The organism is Peribacillus sp. Aquil_B1 (genome assembly GCF_022603275.1).
Classification (GTDB): domain Bacteria; phylum Bacillota; class Bacilli; order Bacillales; family DSM-1321; genus Peribacillus.
In genome coordinates this window covers 309,778-330,380 of the sequence record NZ_JAKXEE010000003.1, presented here as the reverse complement: position 1 = coordinate 330,380, position 20,603 = coordinate 309,778, and the positions used below count along the sequence as shown (strand labels likewise).

Genomic DNA, 20,603 nt, shown 5'->3' with positions numbered 1-20,603 from the left:
ATTTCACTAAAGTTCAATTGAAATAATAGGAGAGAAAACCCTATGCTATCCAGTATGAAAAAGTTCTTCAAAGAAGGTTCTAAAGACTTGAAGAGAATTTATAAGTTGGTAGAAGAAGTGAATCGGCTAGAGGGTAACTATGAAAGATATTCAGATTTGGAATTAAACGGAATGAAGGATAGATTTAAAAGCGTATTGGATGCTGGTGTTAATATATTGGATATACAAGCCGAAGCTTTTGCGGTAGTGAGGGAGGCTTCCAAGCGAGTATTGAATCTTAGGCACCATGATGTTCAGATTGCAGGCGGTTTTGTCCTGAGTGAAGGGGGCATTTCACAAATGAATACGGGCGAGGGGAAGACGCTTGTCTCCACCTTGCCTAGCTATTTACATGCACTGTACGGTAATGGTGTGCATATTATTACGGCTAATGAATATTTGGCCAGACGTGATAAAGAGTTGATGGGACAAATTCTAGAATATCTAGGATTGTCGGTTGGTTTGAACATTTCCCAAATGGGGACTTCTGCAAAACGTGATGCGTATGCGGCAGATATCACGTATGGGACGGCAACAGAGTTCGGTTTTGATTATTTGCGTGATAATATGGTCTACCAAAGAGAAGACAAGGTTCAAAGAGGACACCGATTTGCCATTGTCGATGAGATTGACAGCATCTTGATTGATGAAGCGAGGACACCATTAATCATTGCGGGCAGGGCAAGCGACGGAACCGAACTCCATCAGATCACGGCACAAATCATGAAGTCATTTGTAGAAAATGAGGATTACGAGATTTACATCGATTCAAAGTCCGTCTTTTTCACGGATCAGGGGGCTTCTAAGATTGAATCGGCCTTTGGTATCGACAATCTGTATGGAATGGAGCATCAAGAGCTATTACATAATGTTACACAGGCGCTAAAAGCCCATGCAATCATGAAATTGGATGTCGACTACATTGTCATCGATAGCAAGATTGCAATCATCGATAAATTCACAGGCAGGGTGATGGAGGGGCGAAGTTTCAGTGAGGGGCTACATCAAGCGATTGAGGCAAAAGAGGGCTTGGAGATTTCCGAAGAGAATGAAACACAGGCCATGATTACCGTCCAAAATTATTTTCGGTTATATCATTCAATGTCTGGGATGACAGGCAGTGCCATGCCATCAAAGTCTGAATTCTGGGAAATATATCAGCTCCCCGTCATTGAAATTCCAACGAATGAGCCCATTATTCGGGTTGATGAGGTTGATTTGATTTATAAAGATGAAACAAGCAAAATCAACAAAATCGTCAAGGATGTAAAACGGATTCATGATGGAGGCAGACCCATTCTGATCGGAACGACCTCCATTGAGCAATCTGAAAAAATTTCGATTCAACTAGAGAAGGGGAAAATTAAACATCAAATCCTTAATGCGAAGACGGAAGAGGATGAAGCGGAAATCATCGCGAATGCCGGGCAAAAAAATCAAGTGATGCTGGCTACGAACATGGCTGGGAGAGGAACGGATATAATACTTGGAGATGATGTAAAGGAATTGGGCGGCCTTCATATTATCGGTACGGAGCGGCACGAGAGCCGCCGGATCGATATGCAACTAAGAGGACGTTCCGGCCGGCAGGGTGATCCTGGTTCAACACAATTCATCATATCTTTGGAAGATGATTTGTTTGATTACTATGATGAAGAAGAAATCGGACGTTATATCAAGAAAATCAAAACGGATGAAAATGGAATGGTGCTGAGCCCTGCACCCGATAAATTCGTTAAAATGGTTCAGGAAACGGTAGAGCAGATGCATCAATCAAGCCGTTACCATTTATTGAAGTTAGAGCATGCATTAAATGAGCAGAGTAAAATCATCTATGCAATGAGAGATCGTATTCTTGATATGGAGCCTGGACGGATGTCGGCCATTTTACTTGAATATATTGAAAAATACATTACTCGGCTCACAGTGAAATATTCCCCTGAACATATGATGGAACCTGATTCCTCTGCCTTTATTGAAGAGCTTTCCCCTGTTTTCCAGTCGTTGGGTTGGCTGGAAGGTGATTTGCAGGATTTAGAAGGCCAAATCGAAGGAAAAGCGTTGGATGCTTTAGGTGAATTGAAATCGAGACTTGTGATCTTTCAGAACGATGCAGAATGGGGAAACCAGTTGCGCGCTTTCATGCTCCAGCATATCGATACAAATTGGATGAACCACCTGGATCAAATGAACAGTGTGAAGGAAGGCGTTGGTTTAAGCGGATATGGTCATCAGGACCCATATACGTTGTATGAAAAAGCAGCTCTCAGTCAATTCAACCATCTATTAAGTAAAATTGAGTCCGAGATAAGCATCCGTTTTATGGAATATATGAAAAGCAATCAGGAAGATGAAGCGGCTTTGGAGGGTGAGGAACGATGAGTTTATTTGGAAAAAAGGATCATACACAAAAGTTATCAAATCAGGATGACACCGTTCATACTGCCTTGATGTTTCACAAGGGGTGGGAAATTTCCAAGCAAGAGGAATATGTATATAAATTCCGCCATCAAAGGCTTCCTGCATTAAAACCGAACCAAATTTCATTATCCGGCATCAAGCTGACTAGGGTGGAAAATGATGTAATCATAGAGGCTTTTTTACGAAGTTCAATAGTGAAAGCTGTCAGTTTTGATACCGTGGATTTACTGTTAGTTGATGGAAAGGGAAAATTCCTCGCAAAAAAGGCATTCGACCTTTCGGAGCTTGGTGAGCTTCCAGCACTTTCAAGCATGCCATGGCGTTTCTTATTCGAGGAAGGGGATATGTTGGCGGACTCGATTCCCGATGAAGGTTGGAAGATTGCTTTTGAATGGAAGAGAAAGTAGGAAAACCCCCTGTGAGTCTAGCTGTAACCGGCATCTATTATAACGGAAGATACAAAGCAAAGCCCTCATCCTTTTAGTGATGAAGGCTTTTTGTTCATGAAGGAAGTCATTAGTGCTAAATATTTATGCCGTTTTCTGTGTGCAATTTCTCATAAATGGCAACGCTAAGTAATATTTATAAGTAATCTTCCGTAATTCAGGCTTAACTAAGGCTTGGAAATAATGAAGAGGAAAGTGGCAGGCGCATGGAGAATAACCGTAATCAACGATTGAAGGAGAGGCTATTTGAGTTAGTGTCATTCTCAATTGTGGCCATACTTTTCATTTATACGAATGATAGGATGGGTAACGATCTTTCTATAGGGATCATTACGATAATCATCGGTGTTGCCGGTATTATTGTTTATCTGAAGGAATGGATATCGAATCGAGTCGTGAAAGGCATCATTTTTTCAGTTTTCCTTCTTTCGATCATGGTCTTTTTCCTTGGGGACATCTGGTTTTACCGTTATTATTCGACACCTATAACATCCTATATGTGGATGCAAAAAAGCAACCTGAATGGGCTCGGTGAAAGTATATTCAGTATGATGGAAATGAAGGATGCAATCTTTCTTCTGGCAGGCATTCCAATTGCTGAGTCATTTGTGAAGAAAAAATACCCCCTCAAGCATATGGCGATTGTACCGGTCGTAATATTCCTGATGATCGCAGGATTGAAGCCGGTCAAGAACATCTTTATCGACAAAGTGGATATAACCAGGCGTTATGAGGCGAATACCTTCTTGCGAAACTGGGGACCGATCGGTCATCACGCATTGGATACGTATGCCTATTTTACTGACTCGGGAAGGCATGCAATGTCTTCTCAGGAAAAGAAGGCTGTTTCTGATTACTTCAATAAAAAGAAAAGAAAGGAAAATGAGCATTCAGGCTCCTTGGAAGGGAAGAATCTCATTATCATCCAAGTGGAATCTTTACAGGCGTTTCCGCTCTTTCAAAGCAGTGCCGGGCAGGAGGTCACTCCATTCATGAATGAACTGGCGAAAGGGGGATTGTACTTCCCCCGCGTTTATCCACAGACGGTATTTGGGAATTCATCTGACGGAGAGCTTATCGTGAATACTGGATTATTTCCTTTAAAGCAGGGTGCGACCTTTTTTCGATTCCCATATAATGATTTTCCGGGTCTTGCTAAAGAATTAAAAAAGTCCGATTATCAAAGTTTTGCTTTCCACGGAGATGAAGAAGACTTTTGGAATAGGCAGCATGCATATCCCTCGCTAGGGTTTGATGACTATCATTCCATAGAGGATATGTCGCAAGATGAGATGATTTCGATGGGATTGGGAGACCGCAGTTTCTTCAATCAAAGCTATGATTTCTTAAAAGATAAACAAAATCCCTATTACGCTTTTTTTGTTACATTGACCAGCCATGTACCTTTTTCGCTACCAAAGGAACAGATAACATTGAAGCCTGAAGTCGGAAAAGAGAACAGTTACCTGACTAAATATTTTGAAGCCATTCATTATACAGATTCAGCCATCGGGGATTTCGTAAAGAGGTTAAAGGATGACGGGAAATTGAAAGACAGCGTGATTGTCATATACGGAGATCATGATGGGCTATTTTTAAAAGATAAACACGAGGTAGAAACGTATTACGGTAGTAAAATTAGCGATGAAGAGTGGATTGAAAAATATATGCCCATTCCCGTGATCATTTATCAGGAGGATATGGAAGGGAGAACGATTGATAAGCTAGCGGGCCAAATCGATATTTTACCAACTCTATATGATCTGTTCAATATTAAGAGTTCTTCATACTTTGGAGAGAGCATGCTGAATGGCGAAGATGGTGATGCTTTGATATTAAAAGGGGATTATGGTTCTCAAATGAAAATTAATGGGGAAGGAAAGGTCGAAGTATTTTCACCAGAAGACCAAAAGGAGATTGATCTGAGTGATCAAGTGATACGCTCTGATTATTTTAAACAAATGAAGGAAGAGAAAAAAGAGGATGACTGATAAAAGCCATCCTCTTTTTTCTTATAATCCCAAATGCGTTTTCACACGATTTTGGGCTTCAAGCTTTGTATCTTCCGGAACGATGTTGTACCAAACGCCATCTACCCGTTGATTGTCACCTTCAAGTGTATATTGTTCAATATTTTTGAGGGATGATTTGTAGTTATTTTGGATGCTCAACATTTCATTGAAACTTAAATTGGTTTCCACGTTTTTACCTAGAGCTTCGAATATATCGTCATAATTGGTAAGTGTCGATAGGCTTGACCCTTTTTTCATGACAGCTTGAATAACCTGGCGTTGCCGCATTTGCCGTCCATAATCCCCGCGGGGATCTTCCTTACGGATTCGGGAATAAATCAAGGCCTCTTTACCATTTAAGTCTATTGTGCCTTTATTGAAAGTATAGCCTTTATAGGCAAGGTCCATATCATTATCGACTGTGACGCCACCAACAGCATTCACAATGTCTTGAAAACCTTCCATATTCATTTTGACGTAATAATCAATCGGAATATCCAAATAGGCTTCTACTGTATTTATCGACATGGCAACTCCGCCATATGCATAGGCATGGTTCATTTTATCATTTATTCCTTTACCGATGATCTCTGTACGCGTATCCCTCGGTAAACTCAATAACTCAATCGATTCTTTTTTAGGATTAACCGTCATGACAATCATCGTATCTGATCGGCCTGAGTCATTTTCTCTTTCATCCACACCAAGAATCAGCAATGAAAATGGATCTTTGCTTTTGAACTTGATGTCCTCCACCCGTTTATCCGTTTTATGGGCTGTACCTTGCATAGTGCTAATCGCACCAGCTAATGATTGATAAACTGAAGCGCCATAAACACCTGTGCCAATTAAAAGGATAAGAAGGGTGAAGCCGATTATTTTAAACGTTTTGCGTTTCTTTTTCTTTTTTTTATGTTCGGATCTCATTTAATATTCCTCCCTTGACCATCCCACAAAATGGAAGGTGTGAAAAAGTACCTAGTCGGTATTTTTAACTATACCTTTTTTCTGTCAAAAATAGAATAGTTTCTTTTTGTACTTAGAGTGCATATTTACCTTTTTTCATCCAAAAAAACGAAGGATTCCAGAGAAACCGAATTCCTTCGTTAGTTCATCATTAGAATATTTCGTTAATAGTATAACATCTGAAAAGAAGCTATGAATCTTTTGCATGAAATTGCCAGACTTCAAGAGAAAGCCTGGCAAGTAAATTTCATAGACTTCTATAACCGATGATTTTACTCTTGAAATAAGAGTTTGAAGTAGTACTGATTGTTACTCCCTTGCTTGATGAGGCATGAATGAATTCCCCGCCGCCCAAGTAGATTCCCATATGGCTTACAACTGATTTATTGGAACCCGTTGCAAAGAAGATGAGATCGCCGCTTTTCGGTGAAGTAACCCTTTTACCCATATCATAATATGTGGAAGATGAAAGCCTCGGTACGTCATACCCAGCCTTCTTGAATGTATAGTAAATGAATCCACTGCAATCGAAACCTGATGGGGAGGAACCTGCCCACGAATATGGTGTACCAATTAATTTTTTTGCTTCGGAAACGAGCTTGGCCACTTTGTTCCCAGAACTTGGGGCTTCCACTTTTCCTTCATCGTTTTTATCCGCTGGGGCAGTGCTTGCCGATTTACTCAGTTTTAGCTTTTGACCCACTCTGATTAAATCGGACTTTAAAGAGTTGATCGATTTAAGCTGAGCTACAGTCATGTTGGTTTTTCTGGAAATCTTGGAAAGAGTGTCACCTTTTACCACAATGTATGTAGACGAATTGACTGGGGTCTGTGTAACATTGGATGGTTTGGAGCTGCCGGGTAGATCAATGGTAGTGGTAGTGGTTGATTTAGATACGATAAGTTTGTTACCTGCATAAATTCTATCGGATTTTAAGTTATTCAGTTTCATCAATTCAGCAAGTGTAAGGTTATGCTTGTTTGCTATCCTGGTTAGGGTGTCACCTGAAACAATGGTATATGTGGTTTTCTTTGTTTTTTTCACGGAAACTGAAGAAGCATTTGATGTTGTTTTGGAGTTGGGTGTAATTAATTTTTGATTGATTCTCAAAAAGTCTGATTTTAAGTTATTAAGCTGTTTTAAGTCTTTTACCGTCGTATTATGCTTCTGGGCGATTTTACTTAAGTTATCACCGCTTTTGACTGTATATGTACCGGCAAGGGCAGGAGCAGCAAAAGTCGAAGATAAAATGGCTAATGTCGAAAATGCGACAACACTTTTTTTCACAATTTTCCACCTCTAAATATGTCTTTTTCCCTATTCTAACAAAATAAACAGGTTTAAACATATTACATTTTTGTTACAAGGGGGAAATAGTAGTATTTTACTGGTTTATATTGGAGGGATTTGAGTAATGTAATCTACAATATTTTCTATATTGTGAGTCTTTTTTCACATTAAGTAGTATTGCGTTTTTGTTTGTCATTATTTGTGAAAAATGCCCCTTTTTTAGGATGTGCATTGCCGTTGGGAAAAACGAACACCCACTTCGTTTTACGAAGTGGGTGTTTTATTTAAAAAGGAAATCGACTAAATTCCTGCTTGAATTTCCTGTGGAGTATTCATTCCATTTTTGATTAAAGGATGCGATCTTAAGTAATGAATGATCGTCGGCATGGATCTCCTTTAAGAGCTCTTCTGTGGTAGATACCACGGGTCCGGGCATGGAAGAGGAGTAATCCTCCCAGAATCCCCGTTCCTGCACATATTTTTCTAAGTCATATGCAAAGAATATCATGGGTCTTTCCAAGAAAGAGAATTCAAATGGTATCGATGAGTAATCGGTTATTAAAAGATCCGTACTGATAAGCAGTTGATTAACGTGAAATTCACTATTGACAGGGTAAATGAATCCCGGGAATTTATCTTGTAAATCATGCTTTGAGTTTACTGCTGGATGCAGTTTTAGCAATAACGCATAATTTTCGTCCTGAAGTTCCTTGTAGAGCAATTCCAAATCAAGTGCAATCTCTCCGCCGTTCAAGCCGTCATTACGGAATGTAGGGGCATACAGGATGATTTTCTTATGCTCAAGTTCTGGATACTTGTCCAGCAAAGCATTACGGGCATTTCTTTTTGATTCATCATTGAAAAAGAAATCGGTCCGAGGTATCCCGGTCCTTAGGATACGGGATGCCGGCAGTTGAAAACTTTCTCGAAAAATCTCGGCCATTCTCTCTGAACCTGCCGTAACATAATCGAATTTGTTATAAACCTCTAAAAATCTTTTCCTTGCACCTGCTGAACGGTTTTGAATGGAAGGGTCTTTTGCCCCGAATTGCTTAACGGCACCGGCTGCATGCCACACTTGGACACATGTCACTTGCTTTTTGAATGCAATGGCTGAAAGAAAGCCAAAATAATTATCGACGATAATCCATTTTGATGTAGCCAGATGATAAACCGATCGGAACATGGCCAAGATATTTTTTGATTCAAACGGAAGGACGATGGTTTCCCCATCGTCCTTAACTTGTATGGAACTGCTCGATTTCATTAAAAATACTTTTTGAACGGATATGTCCTGCTTGTCCATTTCATTTGCAATATATTGGCAATTGTCCCCGAATGATGTGACAAAGGTCGTTTTGTCATATAAAGGGAAAAGTTTAAAGATAGAGAATAAAACTTTGAAACAAAAAAGATAAATCCCTATCGCGAATTCTTTAGCCATTAGTAACTTGTAAAAGGTCATCTTTAATTTGGGAAGTCGAAATGCCGATTGTTCTTGGAAGGTAGACCACTTCACAAACTTCGGATAATTCATCGAATTGGCCTTTCCAGTCATCGCCCATTACAAAGATATCTACACCTTCACGAACGATGTCTTCCCTTTTTTGTTCCCAATTGTCTTCCGGTATAACTTCATCCACATAGCGGATTGATTCAAGGATCATTTTTCTGTTTTCAAAGCTATGATAAGCTTTTTTATCTTTTAAAGCATTGAATTCATCCGTGGAAATGGCAACGATCAGATAATCCCCTAAATCTTTAGCGCGTTTTAATAGATTGATATGACCCCAATGAAGCAAATCAAAGGTTCCGTAAGTGATTACTTTCTTCATTTTTATTCCTCCTTTAAAACTCTTAAACTGTTATTTAATCAAATTAATATATATTTGGTCTATTAGAATATGAAATGGAACAATAAAACAGGAAACTAGCATTTCAATTCTGCTTGTTGTTTTCCTATATTTTTTAGGCAATGACATTCTCTAACTAATTATAACTTAATAGCTTTACAAATAAACCACAATTTTTTTACAAATAAGCCACAATTTTTACATTGATGATTATTGTAAATATTATTTTTTAAGCTAAAATTAAATGTTGACTAATTTGTAGGGCATAATAAGGTGTCCATATGGATGTTTGGATTATACTGAATGGTATTTAAAAATAATTTTTTTCACATTACTTGAAGTAAGCTGATGAACGAGAGATAAGAAAAATTTCATTATTCTTGCTGCAATCAGAATAAGCCATTCACAATTTTACCACGTTTAGGAGAGAACAACTAGAGGAGCTTCATTCATCCCTGTTTTCTAATAGTGAAGGTGAAGCGGCAGAATTGTATGAAGGACAAATGATGGGCATGAATAGGCCATAAATCTATCGCCTAACATTTTTTAAGGATCCAATAATGAAATGCAACTATTTTTTTGAAAGCGTTAACTTTGATCTCGAGAAGACTTCTATGCCATTAAGAGAATTGTTTTTGCTATTCCCTTTCCATTCTGGCAACATGGAAGAACGGCAGGGAATGTTTTTTAGTTTTAGTATGTTCATTTTCGACAAAGGACTAATCAATATTGTCTTTTTTGTTCATTAGAGGAATTGCAGGGAATATATGGACAGTTCACCTGTCTGTTTAATGATATTGAGGAAAAACCCAAAAAAGTTTATGATTTTAAAGTACATTGAATGATTCGTTTCTATTTAAATAATTTGTAATAGGTGGTCTAAAATGATTAAAAAGCTTCTTGGAAAAGGGAAAGCAAAAAAAACTCCTAAAATTAAGCTGAAACAAGTTCTGACCATTGCGCAAGAGAAAGATACACTGTTGATAAAAGGGGAATTTTCAATAGAACATTATTGCGCAAAAGAACTATGGCTATTTTCTAGGGAGTACGAAGATCAAAAAATAAAAATAGCTGAATCGGTGAGTTCATCTAAATTTGAGTTTAAAGTAGATTTGAAAGATTTAATGCGGAAATTAGAAGGTGATGAACCGACTGTTTATGACTGTTATTTAAAGGTTTCCGTTCCAGTTGATAAGCTGAGCAAAAAAACGATACTTAGTGTCGAGCATAAAGCTGAATATGTAGAAGAGAACGAACAGGTTCTTATCGAATATCCAATTCGTCTAGGGCGTTTTCAGGAAACGCACATGAACAATTTGAGTATTTATAATTATGAAGATAAACAAAGTATATTATCTATAACAAATAAAGGGAATTTATCTCTTTACTTCAATAAAACTCCTAAAATTTCGATTAAGTCTCAAATAGAAAAAATCAAAAACAAATCGAAGACCATTCAAATTGATGGTCAAATTTTCACCAAGCATTCAAGGATCATAAAAGGTGAGGGCCTTGTAAAAGGAAGACAAAGTGACAAAGAATATCAGGCAAATATCTCTTTTATTCACAATAAGGAAATGAATATCAAGAAATATGGACTGAATCGTTATATATATGATTTGAGGTTGGATTTAGAACAATTAGTCAGTGCTGATTTGGAAGATGATGTATATGACATTTACATGAAATTGCATTTGCATGATCAGGAAGAGCCGAAAATGGTACGCGTCGGAAGACCAACCACCAGAACTAAATTATTTACTAAAGAGACCGATGTCAGCTCGAATAATGGAGTTGCTATCGTCAATCCATACTATACCTTCAAAGCATCCAATTTATCATTGGAAGTGTTTAACTTCTCTACGGAAAGTTATCGATATTTAAGAAGGATGATGGGGTGGAGGCGATTTTTGGCCTTATTTAAAAAGAAAAAGGATGTCTGGCTAATTGGAGAAAGAACGTATAAAGCCCAGGATACCGGGTATCACTTTTTTAAATATATGAGGGAAAACCACCCAGAAAAAGAAGTGTATTATGTAATTGAAGAAAATTCGGTGGAAGCCAAGAACGTCGAGCCCTTTGGAAATATACTTTATTTCAAGTCAAAGGATCATATTAAAAAGACGATGGAATCGACCCGTATCATTTCATCACATCATCCGGATTATTTATATCCTTTAAGAACATCTGAATTTAAAAATCGTGTTAAGGGAGTTAAGGTATTTCTTCAACATGGTGTTATGGGTACGAAGAATATGGTGGCAAACTACGGGAAAAATGCAGTCTCTGGCTTTAGTACGGATGTTTTTCTGGTAAGTTCAGACTTCGAAAAGGATATGATTGTAACAGATTTTGGATACAACGAAAAAGAAGTATTCACGACGGGACTTTCGAGGTTCGACTCGCTGTTCAAGGATGATGTTTTAACAAAGCGGCAATTATTGATCATTCCAACATGGAGAGATTGGATTACATCCGATGAAATATTTTTGGAAAGCGAGTATTTTGAAAGGTATCAGAAATTAGTGAATCACCCGGTTTTACATGAGTTATCTAAAAACAATGGGTTTGAAATCATTTTTTGCCTTCACCCTAATATGCAGAAGTTCACGTCTTATTTTAAAGATGCCCCAGTCAGGGTGATCAGTCAGGGTGAAGTGGATGTCCAAAGATTAATTAAGGAAAGCGCGATTATGATCACGGACTATTCAAGTGTAGCTTTTGATTTTAGCTTCCTGCATAAACCGGTCATTTACTATCAATTTGATAGAGATCGTTTCATAGGGAAAAGACCTTCACATTTGGATTTGGATAATGATCTTCCGGGTGAAATCGTTAATGAATTGGATGAATTGTTAGGTGTATTAGCCGAATATGCCAACACTGATTTTGTCATGAAGAAAAAGTATATGGATAAGGCAAACCGTTTTATTAAATATCGCGATGTCCATTCTAATTCAAGGATATTTGAAGTGATTCAAAATGCAGAAAAAGATCAAAATTCACTAATTAAAATATATAACCATCCAATATCGAAACTCATCATGAATCGGTTCAGGAAAAGTGATAAGTATTTCCCTGTCATGAAAAAAGTTTATAAAATCATGTCCAAGGTTATCCCGGTTGACCGGAACCTTATTCTTTTTGAGAGTGGGATAGGGAAGCAATTCGCCGATAGCCCCAAGTATATTTATGAAGAACTCGTCAAAAGGGATAATAAATATAAAAAAGTTTGGGTGTATAATGGTAATTTACCGATAAAAGGCAAGAATACAAAGCTGGTTAAACGGTTAAGTCCGGAATACTATTATTATTTAGCCAAAGCAGGTTATTGGATCAATAATCAAAACTTCCCTACTTATTTAAGCAAAAGGAAGGAAACGACATATATCCAGACTTGGCATGGTACTCCTTTGAAAAAAATGCTATTTGATATAGACAATATTCAAGGAAGAGACGATGGGTACTTAGATCGAGTGCATGGTGCAACGAGAACATGGGATTATTTAATATCACCAAGTCCATACGCATCCAAGGCCTTCAGAAGCGCTTTTAAGTATGATGGGGAAATTTTAGAAACGGGATATCCAAGAAATGATTTGTTTTACAAGGAAGATGCTTCAATAATTTCCAAGTCGGTGTTGGAAAAATTGAAGATACCAAAAGGAAAAAAAGTCATCTTATATGCTCCTACATTCCGGGATAATCAAACTTCGAAAAATAATAAATTCATTTTCGAACTTAAATTTGATTTGGAAAGAATGAAGAAAGAATTAGGGGATGAATATATCCTGTTGTTAAGGATGCATGTTGTTATAAGCAATAATCTCAGCATCCCGAGTGAATTTGAGGATTTCGTGATAAATGTATCCAATTATTCAGATATTCAGGAACTTTACCTGATTTCTGATATATTGATTACGGATTATTCTTCAGTTATGTTCGATTTTGCTAATACTGCTCGGCCGATTTTATACTACACGTATGATTTGGAAGATTATCGAGATAACATCCGTGGTTTCTATATGGATTTTGAAAAGGAAGCTCCAGGTCCATTTTTAAAAACAACTGAGGAGATTATCGAAACTATTACCAATATCGATGAAATAAACATGCAATATAAAGAAAGATATGGTTTATTTAGAGAGAAGTATTGTGGAATAGAGGATGGTAAAGCTACCCAGAGAATCGTGGATAAATTTTTTAATGATTGATTCCTAAGATAAAGGGTATTGTTGCTTAAGTAACTGGTGAATTTGGCTGCCCAAGTCGAACGTCAATGTTACCTCTAGACATAAAAGGAGAGAGGAATCGTATGAATTTCTTGGTACGTCAAAAAGCGAGGGAACTTTTAAAGAGCGGTAATATTCAATTGAAAAATAGCCCTGTAAGCTTAAGAAATAAATTTTTAGGAAAAGGAAAAAAAGTTACGGTTGTCACTGCTGCATATAATGCTGAAAAATTCATCAGGAAAACGATTGAATCAGTGATCAATCAAACCATGGGTATAGATCAGATTGAATATATCATCATTGATGATTGTTCGACAGATGGCACAAATAAAATCATTCAAGAGTATACAGCCAAATATAAGAATATCTGTTCAGTTACCCTAAAACAAAATAATGGGTCACCCGGGACTCCGAGAAACATTGGAATAGAATTGGGAACATCCAAATATATAACTTTTTTGGACGCGGATGACTGGCTGGCACAGGATGGACTGGAAAGCCTCTATAACATCCTGGAGGAAACCGGTGATGATTATGTAGTGGGCAAAACGGTAAAAGTCGAATCTGGGTCAGAGAGCGTTATCGGTGAGTTTGCTTCCATTAAAGAAAGAAGAAGCATCACGCCAATGGATGTTCCGCACTTTTTTTATCATATGGGTCCAACGGCCAGGATGATGAATCTGTCTATGGTTAAAGAAAATGAAATTGGTTTTCCGAATATGAAATTCGGTGAAGATAAATGGTTTTTTACTGATGTTTTCTTTAAAGTTAGAGCAGTATCAACTACTAAAAAACCTATTTATTATGTCAATAGAACGTCGGAAAACCCCTCTTCTTTAACACGTGTCACGAATGTGCTGGACAAAAGAAAAGCGGATATTGAAATAATAAAGTATATTCAATCCAAGGATATTGCCATTGAATTGAAAAAGGTGGCTCTTAACCGGATTTATGAGTACGATATTGTAAAAACGTTCGACAGTCAAATCTTTGTGAAATCCAAGAATAAAGAAGATTTTATAGAAATATTAAGGGAAGCTGTCGAAACTGCGAAAAACTTGTCATATGACTTCAAGAATGAATTTAAAGTACCTATTTATAAATTGGCACTTGAATTATTCATGGAGGATCGTATTGATGATTTCGTAAAGTTGTTTGAATGGTTAAAGCGAGATGCCAATAAAAAGTATTATATAAAAGATGGTTTACCATATTATGAACTTCCATTTCTGGAAGATGAATATCGCTTTGTCAGGATACCGATGCTTGCCCGTGCACTGGATTCTTATATTTTGGATAATGTCTACCACCAAAGTTTTGAGATTTATGGTGATGATATAAACAACATAGATTCTGTATTGATACGTGATAGAACAAGAATTGACAATGAAATCAATTGCGGGGTTCAAATAGAAGGTAATAGAGGCCATTTCACTGTTTCATTAGATGAAATTGATAAAATGGAAAAGTCCTTATTTACGGTGTTCATTCGCTACAATGATTATCAATTGGTGAATATTAAAAGGATCCTGAAAAATAAGATGACGTATAATAAGAAAAATGTGGAGTTTTATACAACAGTGGCAAATAATTTGGGACTGGCAATTAAGTCTTTGGAGTAGCTGTTAGAAGTACACCAAAAATAAGCTCTCCCTTCTATATGGGCGAGCTTATTTTTAATTCGATTTTTTAGCAATGTTCACTTATCATTAATCAATAAAAAGGGAGATCGGATATGTCAAATGAAAAAATACAAACCTCAAAGAGACCTTCCTTTCTATCGCTTGTTAAAAATAAGGTTAAAGCAATTATTTTAAGAGGATATAAAATGGCTTTTGGATTGGCAGGCATGGTATTGCCGGTAGACCGGAAGCTTGTTATTTTTGAGAGCTTTTTGGGCAAGCAGTATAGCTGCAATCCCCGGGCGATTTATGAATACTTGCAGAGTAACCATCCTGAATATAAAATGTATTGGAGCGTAGATAAAAAGTATACAGCTCATTTCGAAGAGGCGGGCATTCCATATCTCAACCGTTTTTCATTTAGTTGGCTGCTCAAAATGACAAGAGCCCGTTATTGGGTTACGAACAGCAGGCTCCCGCTTTGGATCCCGAAGCCGAAGCATACGGTCTATTTGCAAACATGGCATGGGACTCCATTAAAAAAACTTGCGGCGGATATGAATGAAGTTCATATGCCTGGAACAACGACGGATAAATATAAAGAAAACTTTCATGCCGAATCAAGTAAATGGGATTATTTAATATCACCTAACGCTTATTCAAGTGAAATTTTTGCCCGTGCCTTCAATGTCGATACTGCTAAAATTCTGGAAACCGGTTATCCTCGCAATGATATACTTTACAATGGGAATAATCGTGATACAATCGACTCATTGAAACAGAAGTTGGGTATACCAATAGAGAAAAGAATCGTTTTATATGCCCCAACTTGGAGGGACGATGAGTTTTATAGCAAAGGAAAATATAAGTTTGAAATAAAACTCGATCTGAATCGAATGAAACAGGAGTTGGGGGAGGAGTATGTCATTTTGCTCCGTCTTCATTACTTGGTTTCCGAGAACTTGGATTTATCGGCGTATCAAGGATTCGCCTATGATTTATCCAGTTACGAAGATATTAGTCATTTGTATCTTATTTCGGATTTATTAATAACTGATTATTCCTCCGTATTCTTTGATTACGCAAATTTACAGCGTCCGATGCTTTTCTATGTATATGATATTGAAAATTACAGGGACAAGCTTCGCGGGTTTTACTTTGATTTCGAAAAGAGTGCACCTGGTTTGTTAGTCAAAACATCTGATGCGGTCATTGATAGTATCAAGACGATGAAATATGAAAATACCAATGATATCAATCATTTTCACGAGCGGTTTTGTGCACTCGAAGATGGCCAGGCTTCACGCCGTGTCGTAGAAAAAGTGTTTTTAGGAAGGTCTGTGTAATTTATGAGTTCAGCTTTGACCGTTTTAAAGGAACAAATCAATAATTTTTATTTGGTAAGGCGTTTATCTGTTTATGAGATGAAAAGTGCCAACAGCAGTAACTACCTGGGAATCTTATGGGAAATCATCAATCCGATGATACAGATTGCGATTTATTGGTTTGTATTCGGATTTATAATCTTAAATCGCGGGGAAAATTTCCTTCCATGGCTTATGGCAGGGATCGTTGTCTGGTTCTTTGTGAATCCTTCGATAACCCAAACGTCCAAATCCGTCTATTCCCGACTGAATATGGTATCCAAGATGAGCTTCCCAATGAGTGTCATTCCATCGTATGTCATCTTTGCTAAGTTGTATCAGCATCTCATGCTGCTGGGAGTCATCATCATCCTATTAGGTTTTACTGGTTACCTTCCAACAGTTTATATCATACAACTGCCGTATTATGTTGCCGCGACGGTCTTGCTGTTATTTTCAATTGGGTTAATCACTTCAACATTATCAACCATCATTCGTGACGTTCATAATATAATCGTGTCCTTAATGAAAGTCTTGTTTTATTTAACACCAATCCTTTGGGTGTTGGATGCTAAGGAGCACCCTATCATACTAAACTTCATGAAGCTGAATCCGCTATATTATATTGTGGAAGGGTATCGGGCTTCATTGTTGGGGGAATCATGGTATCTAATAGCGCATTGGGAATATACGCTTTATTTCTGGGCAGTCGTTATCATCTTGTTTTTGATAGGTTCCTCGCTGCATGTCAGGTTTAGAGATCGCTTTGTTGACTTTAAGTAAACTGGAAGTGAGAAAAGTTGGAAAAATCGGTAATTGTTAAAGATATAACGAAAAAATATAAATTATATAATAAAAACTCGGAAAAATTATTGGATCTCCTTTTGCCCAAAAGCTATGGGGAAGAGTACTTTGCTCTGAGGAATGTAAGTTTTGAAGCAGAAAAGGGAGATGTAATAGGGTTTGTCGGGGTCAACGGGTCAGGGAAATCCACATTGTCCAATATTATTGCAGGCATTATCCCGCCTACGGACGGAAATGTCCAAACTAACGGGAAAACGGCTTTGATTGCCGTTGCTTCGGGTCTGAATAATCAGTTGACGGGCAGAGAAAACATCGAACTGAAAATGCTGATGCTCGGTTTCGATAAGAATCGGATCAAAGAACTTGAGCCTGAGATCATTGAGTTTTCGGAACTTGGGAAGTTCATTGACCAACCGGTGAAATCCTACTCAAGCGGCATGAAGTCCAGGCTTGGTTTTTCCATTTCCGTGCATATCGATCCAGATATCCTGATTATTGATGAAGCTTTATCAGTCGGGGATAAAAACTTTGCTGAGAAGTGTTTAGAGAAAATGAACGAATTTAAGGCAAAGGGCAAAACGATGTTCTTTGTCAGCCATTCAATCGGTCAGATGAAGAAATTTTGCCAAAAGGCTTTATGGCTTGAATATGGAGAGCTAAAGGCCTACGGTGCCATGAACGAAGTAATGCCGCAATATGAAGCATTTTTAAAAGAATATAACGCCATGTCTAAACAAGAACAGAAAAAATATCGTGAAGAACAAATGAAAAGGCGCAGTTCCGCACTAGTATGAAAGTGAAAAGCAGACCCGTGCTTCGGGTCTGCTTTTTTTAGTTAAGCACTTCATCATAAGCTTTCTCAAACCGCTCGGCAGCTGAAAGGTGGGAGTATTCGCTCTCCATTTTATATCTTGCCTTTGCAGCTAACTTTGTTGCATATTCAGGGTCATTAAGCAGTTTGGAGATGGATTGTGCAAGTGCTTCTTCATTTTTTTCGGCTACTAACAGACCATCTTCACCATCAATGAGAATCTCTTTTAAACCTCCGATTGAACTTGCAATGACGGGTGAGCGGCAACTCATCGCTTCTAAAGCAGAAATGGAAGTCGCTTCTTCCACCCCGTGGGAATGAACACTTGGGATGAGTACGACGTCCGATGCTTCATAGAGGTTATGCATTTTCTCGAACGGAACTGAACCGAGAAAAAGTACGGAATCTGATATTTTGAGCCTGGCCGCGGTTTCCTCAAGCCGGCTTCGCTGTTCACCCGTACCTGCATAAACCAATACTGTTTCAGGATGGTTTTCCAGCACCTCCGGCAGAGCAAGAAGCGGGTAGATGACACCGTTCTTTTCCGTCATTCTTCTCGGAACGAAAAGCATCTTTTTATGTAGCGGTATTTGAAAGTCCCGGCGAGTTTGCTCCCGTTTTGCTCTTTCCGGTTTGAAAGCAGACACGTCAATGAAGTTCTTGATCGTATCCGCCTCTATATGTGCCAAATGATTGATATAGTCTTTGATCCTTTGATCGACCGTCACTACTTTTGCAGCGGACTGATAAGCTTTTCTTTCTAGTTCGCGAATAATCAAATCTTCTTCACTGTCCGGAAGAAGGGCGCCCCTGCTGACTGCCTCGAATGAATAATACCCATGGACGGTTTGCACCGTCGGTATCCCGGATTCGATGGAGGCCAGCGTTGCGAAAATGTCTTGAGCATTAATGACATCATAGTTCTTTTTCAAGGCTTTAATAGATGAAGCCAATAATTTTTGGCGTTGCCGGTCATTGAAAAGCTGGCCGCTCCCCTGTTTTACTTTATTTAATAAAAATCCTGGGGCCTGGGCGAGCATCTTCCTCTTGAAAGGGGGTAATTGAGAGAAAGATAATATGTCCACATTATGGCCCCGTGACATTAACCCCTTCTTTAATGTAGTGATATGACTCGATAGCCCTCCTTCATGAGGGTAGTTGAAAATCGTTGTGATTAAAATGTCCATAGTGGCACTCCTTCTTCTAATGTATTAATTTGATGATCTGATCCTTTTCAGCGCTTGCAGGCTGCTTACTTTAAAAAGAATGGATAATGCGAGATATAATCCGAATACCAGCAGCGAGATGATCACTACTTCCAAAATGATGGGCAACTTTAGGGTATACGGGTGGATCCATAGAGACATTCCGTAAACGACGGTTCCGATGATGGTAAGCTTGCTGCTTTCCTGAAAAACATCCCTGAAAGCGGCCTTGTCCGCTCTTGCTGTCTTCAGCCATAGGTAGACGAAAAGGTAGAGAGATTGCAGGAGCATGGAAATACCCGATGCTAAAGCGATTCCACCGACGCCGAGATAACGTGATAGGACCCAGCTGAGCAGGATGTTAAGCAATACGGCAATCAGGCAGGAATACATCGCCACTTTCGTCTTCTTCAAGGCGTAGAAGGCGTTCATCAAATAATCCCTCAGTGCAAAGAACGGGAGGCAAGCTGAATAAAAGAGGAATGCCCTATAAGTCATTTCGGTTGCTGAAGCATCGAAAGCCCCGCGTTGGAAAGCAAGAGTGATTAAGCTGTTTCCGCTGATTAACATGACGACCATGAACGGAATCGCTAAAAATAACAGCGATTTCAACCCCTTTAAGGTCAAATTAAGGAAAGATTGATAGCCTATAAGCGCGCGCTCGACGATTGAAGGGTACAATACGGTAATCAACGGCGTGAGGACAATACTTAATGGCAGCCACAGCAGGCGATTTGCATAGTTCAGGGCCGATACGCTTCCGGTTTCGAGCGAAGTCGCAATAATCCGATCGACGACACTATTCAACTGGATCGCCAAAGCGGCGATAATGATTGGATAAAAGGTGTACAGTGTTTGTGCAATCTGCCGTTTATGAGGCAGGAAAGAGACGATGGGCCGGATTCCGTACTGCTTCAATGATGGGTATTGAATAAGGAACTGGCTTGCTGCTCCGAACACAAACCCCCAAGCCAATCCTTCAATCCCAAAGGGAGCAGCGAACAATACGGTGGCTGCGATAATGACCGTGTTTTGTGCAGTTGAAGTGAGGGCCGGCAGAATAAAGCGCTTATTCGCATTGAGGACCCCCGTCGCCATGTAAGAAAGCGTGAAGAATAGTAAACTTGGCAGCATGATCCGGGTCAGTGACTCCGTCAGGACAAGCTCCGAATCAGAGAAACCCGGGGCTGTCAACATGACGAGCGGCTTTATGAAAATCATGCAGGCAATGGTCAGGACTGCGGCAACCAACATAAAGAAAGAACCTAAAACACTGATGAATTCATCCGCTTTCTTTGGGTTATCCGCTTTCTTTTCCAAGTAAATAGGAATAACGCCGGCCTGTAGACCGCTGCCGAGAGCCGTAAAAAGAATGGTTGGTATGAGGCTTGCCACGAAAAAAACATCTGCCATGGATGATGCCCCGAAATAGGCGGCTATGATCGATTCCCGCCCGAATCCGAGGACTTTTCCAATGGCTGCAATAATGGTGACGAGCCCGACCGATTTAATGACATTTGAAAGAGTAGGCATATTT

At 38.7% G+C, this 20,603-nt stretch carries 13 protein-coding genes and 1 pseudogene; 8 read left to right on the top strand and 6 right to left on the bottom strand.

What is annotated here, in order from left to right:
- The first annotated feature begins 42 nt into the window (after positions 1 to 42).
- The 3 genes from secA to MPH60_RS19730 all read left to right on the top strand — a co-directional run bounded on the left by secA (position 43) and on the right by MPH60_RS19730 (position 4,897).
- Positions 43 to 2,421 carry a preprotein translocase subunit SecA gene (secA, locus tag MPH60_RS19740; protein WP_241594662.1) on the top strand — a complete coding sequence of 793 codons (2,379 nt, stop codon included), beginning with the start codon at positions 43 to 45 and terminating at the stop codon, positions 2,419 to 2,421.
- Positions 2,418 to 2,867, top strand: coding sequence for an SLAP domain-containing protein (locus MPH60_RS19735; RefSeq protein WP_241594663.1), 450 nt, complete (start codon positions 2,418 to 2,420; stop codon positions 2,865 to 2,867). The genes secA and MPH60_RS19735 overlap by 4 nt, the downstream gene beginning before the upstream one ends.
- A 245-nt stretch (positions 2,868 to 3,112) precedes the next feature.
- Positions 3,113 to 4,897 carry an LTA synthase family protein gene (locus tag MPH60_RS19730; RefSeq protein ID WP_241594664.1) on the top strand — a complete coding sequence of 595 codons (1,785 nt, stop codon included), beginning with the start codon at positions 3,113 to 3,115 and terminating at the stop codon, positions 4,895 to 4,897.
- A 21-nt stretch (positions 4,898 to 4,918) separates the two neighbouring features.
- Here MPH60_RS19730 and MPH60_RS19725 read toward each other — a convergent pair whose 3' ends face one another.
- The 4 genes from MPH60_RS19725 to tagD all read right to left on the bottom strand — a co-directional run bounded on the left by MPH60_RS19725 (position 4,919) and on the right by tagD (position 9,010).
- Entirely contained in the window at positions 4,919 to 5,845 is a 927-nt protein-coding gene (locus MPH60_RS19725; protein WP_241594665.1) for an LCP family glycopolymer transferase, read from the bottom strand.
- Between the two features lie 286 nt (positions 5,846 to 6,131).
- Entirely contained in the window at positions 6,132 to 7,172 is a 1,041-nt protein-coding gene (locus MPH60_RS27835) for a C40 family peptidase (protein WP_241594666.1), read from the bottom strand.
- Between the two features lie 283 nt (positions 7,173 to 7,455).
- Complete coding sequence (locus tag MPH60_RS19715) at positions 7,456 to 8,619, bottom strand: CDP-glycerol glycerophosphotransferase family protein (RefSeq protein ID WP_241594667.1); 1,164 nt, start codon at positions 8,617 to 8,619, stop codon at positions 7,456 to 7,458.
- Positions 8,612 to 9,010 (bottom strand): glycerol-3-phosphate cytidylyltransferase, encoded by a 399-nt coding sequence (tagD, locus tag MPH60_RS19710; protein WP_057278149.1) that lies wholly within the window; start codon positions 9,008 to 9,010, stop codon positions 8,612 to 8,614. The genes MPH60_RS19715 and tagD overlap by 8 nt, the downstream gene beginning before the upstream one ends.
- Positions 9,011 to 9,912: 902 nt before the next feature.
- Here tagD and MPH60_RS19705 point away from each other — a divergent pair.
- From MPH60_RS19705 to tagH, 5 genes and pseudogenes are all read left to right on the top strand, one after another.
- The gene (locus tag MPH60_RS19705; RefSeq protein ID WP_241594668.1) at positions 9,913 to 13,242 is read left to right on the top strand and encodes a CDP-glycerol glycerophosphotransferase family protein; all 3,330 of its coding nucleotides are present in this window, start codon (positions 9,913 to 9,915) and stop codon (positions 13,240 to 13,242) included.
- A gap of 101 nt (positions 13,243 to 13,343) precedes the next feature.
- Positions 13,344 to 14,882, top strand: coding sequence for a glycosyltransferase family 2 protein (locus MPH60_RS19700; RefSeq protein WP_241594669.1), 1,539 nt, complete (start codon positions 13,344 to 13,346; stop codon positions 14,880 to 14,882).
- A gap of 140 nt (positions 14,883 to 15,022) precedes the next feature.
- Positions 15,023 to 16,228, top strand: a pseudogene (locus MPH60_RS19695) (CDP-glycerol glycerophosphotransferase family protein); the annotation flags it as partial.
- Between the two features lie 3 nt (positions 16,229 to 16,231).
- Positions 16,232 to 17,029, top strand: a complete 798-nt coding sequence (locus tag MPH60_RS19690) for an ABC transporter permease (RefSeq protein ID WP_241594670.1) — start codon at positions 16,232 to 16,234, stop codon at positions 17,027 to 17,029.
- Between the two features lie 17 nt (positions 17,030 to 17,046).
- Positions 17,047 to 17,844 carry a teichoic acids export ABC transporter ATP-binding subunit TagH gene (gene tagH / locus MPH60_RS19685; protein ID WP_101223779.1) on the top strand — a complete coding sequence of 266 codons (798 nt, stop codon included), beginning with the start codon at positions 17,047 to 17,049 and terminating at the stop codon, positions 17,842 to 17,844.
- 37 nt (positions 17,845 to 17,881) lie between these two features.
- On the opposite strand, the gene MPH60_RS19680 is transcribed toward tagH, so the two are convergent.
- Both MPH60_RS19680 and murJ read right to left on the bottom strand, forming a co-directional pair.
- Positions 17,882 to 19,048 carry a glycosyltransferase family 4 protein gene (locus MPH60_RS19680; RefSeq protein WP_241594671.1) on the bottom strand — a complete coding sequence of 389 codons (1,167 nt, stop codon included), beginning with the start codon at positions 19,046 to 19,048 and terminating at the stop codon, positions 17,882 to 17,884.
- 24 nt (positions 19,049 to 19,072) lie between these two features.
- A complete protein-coding gene (murJ, locus tag MPH60_RS19675; protein WP_241594672.1) occupies positions 19,073 to 20,599 on the bottom strand; it encodes a murein biosynthesis integral membrane protein MurJ in 1,527 nt (508 codons plus the stop codon).
- Positions 20,600 to 20,603 lie beyond the last annotated feature (4 nt).

Bases quoted from the DNA above. Each gene is read 5' to 3' on its own strand.
- murJ (WP_241594672.1), bottom strand. From the start codon at position 20,599: ATGCCTACTCTTTCAAATGTCATTAAATCGGTCGGGCTCGTCACCATT.
- MPH60_RS19725 (WP_241594665.1), bottom strand. From the start codon at position 5,845: ATGAGATCCGAACATAAAAAAAAGAAAAAGAAACGCAAAACGTTTAAA.
- MPH60_RS19705 (WP_241594668.1), top strand. From the start codon at position 9,913: ATGATTAAAAAGCTTCTTGGAAAAGGGAAAGCAAAAAAAACTCCTAAA.
- MPH60_RS19730 (WP_241594664.1), top strand. From the start codon at position 3,113: ATGGAGAATAACCGTAATCAACGATTGAAGGAGAGGCTATTTGAGTTA.
- MPH60_RS19700 (WP_241594669.1), top strand. From the start codon at position 13,344: ATGAATTTCTTGGTACGTCAAAAAGCGAGGGAACTTTTAAAGAGCGGT.
- MPH60_RS19735 (WP_241594663.1), top strand. From the start codon at position 2,418: ATGAGTTTATTTGGAAAAAAGGATCATACACAAAAGTTATCAAATCAG.
- MPH60_RS19680 (WP_241594671.1), bottom strand. From the start codon at position 19,048: ATGGACATTTTAATCACAACGATTTTCAACTACCCTCATGAAGGAGGG.
- secA (WP_241594662.1), top strand. From the start codon at position 43: ATGCTATCCAGTATGAAAAAGTTCTTCAAAGAAGGTTCTAAAGACTTG.
- MPH60_RS19715 (WP_241594667.1), bottom strand. From the start codon at position 8,619: ATGGCTAAAGAATTCGCGATAGGGATTTATCTTTTTTGTTTCAAAGTT.
- MPH60_RS19690 (WP_241594670.1), top strand. From the start codon at position 16,232: ATGAGTTCAGCTTTGACCGTTTTAAAGGAACAAATCAATAATTTTTAT.
- tagD (WP_057278149.1), bottom strand. From the start codon at position 9,010: ATGAAGAAAGTAATCACTTACGGAACCTTTGATTTGCTTCATTGGGGT.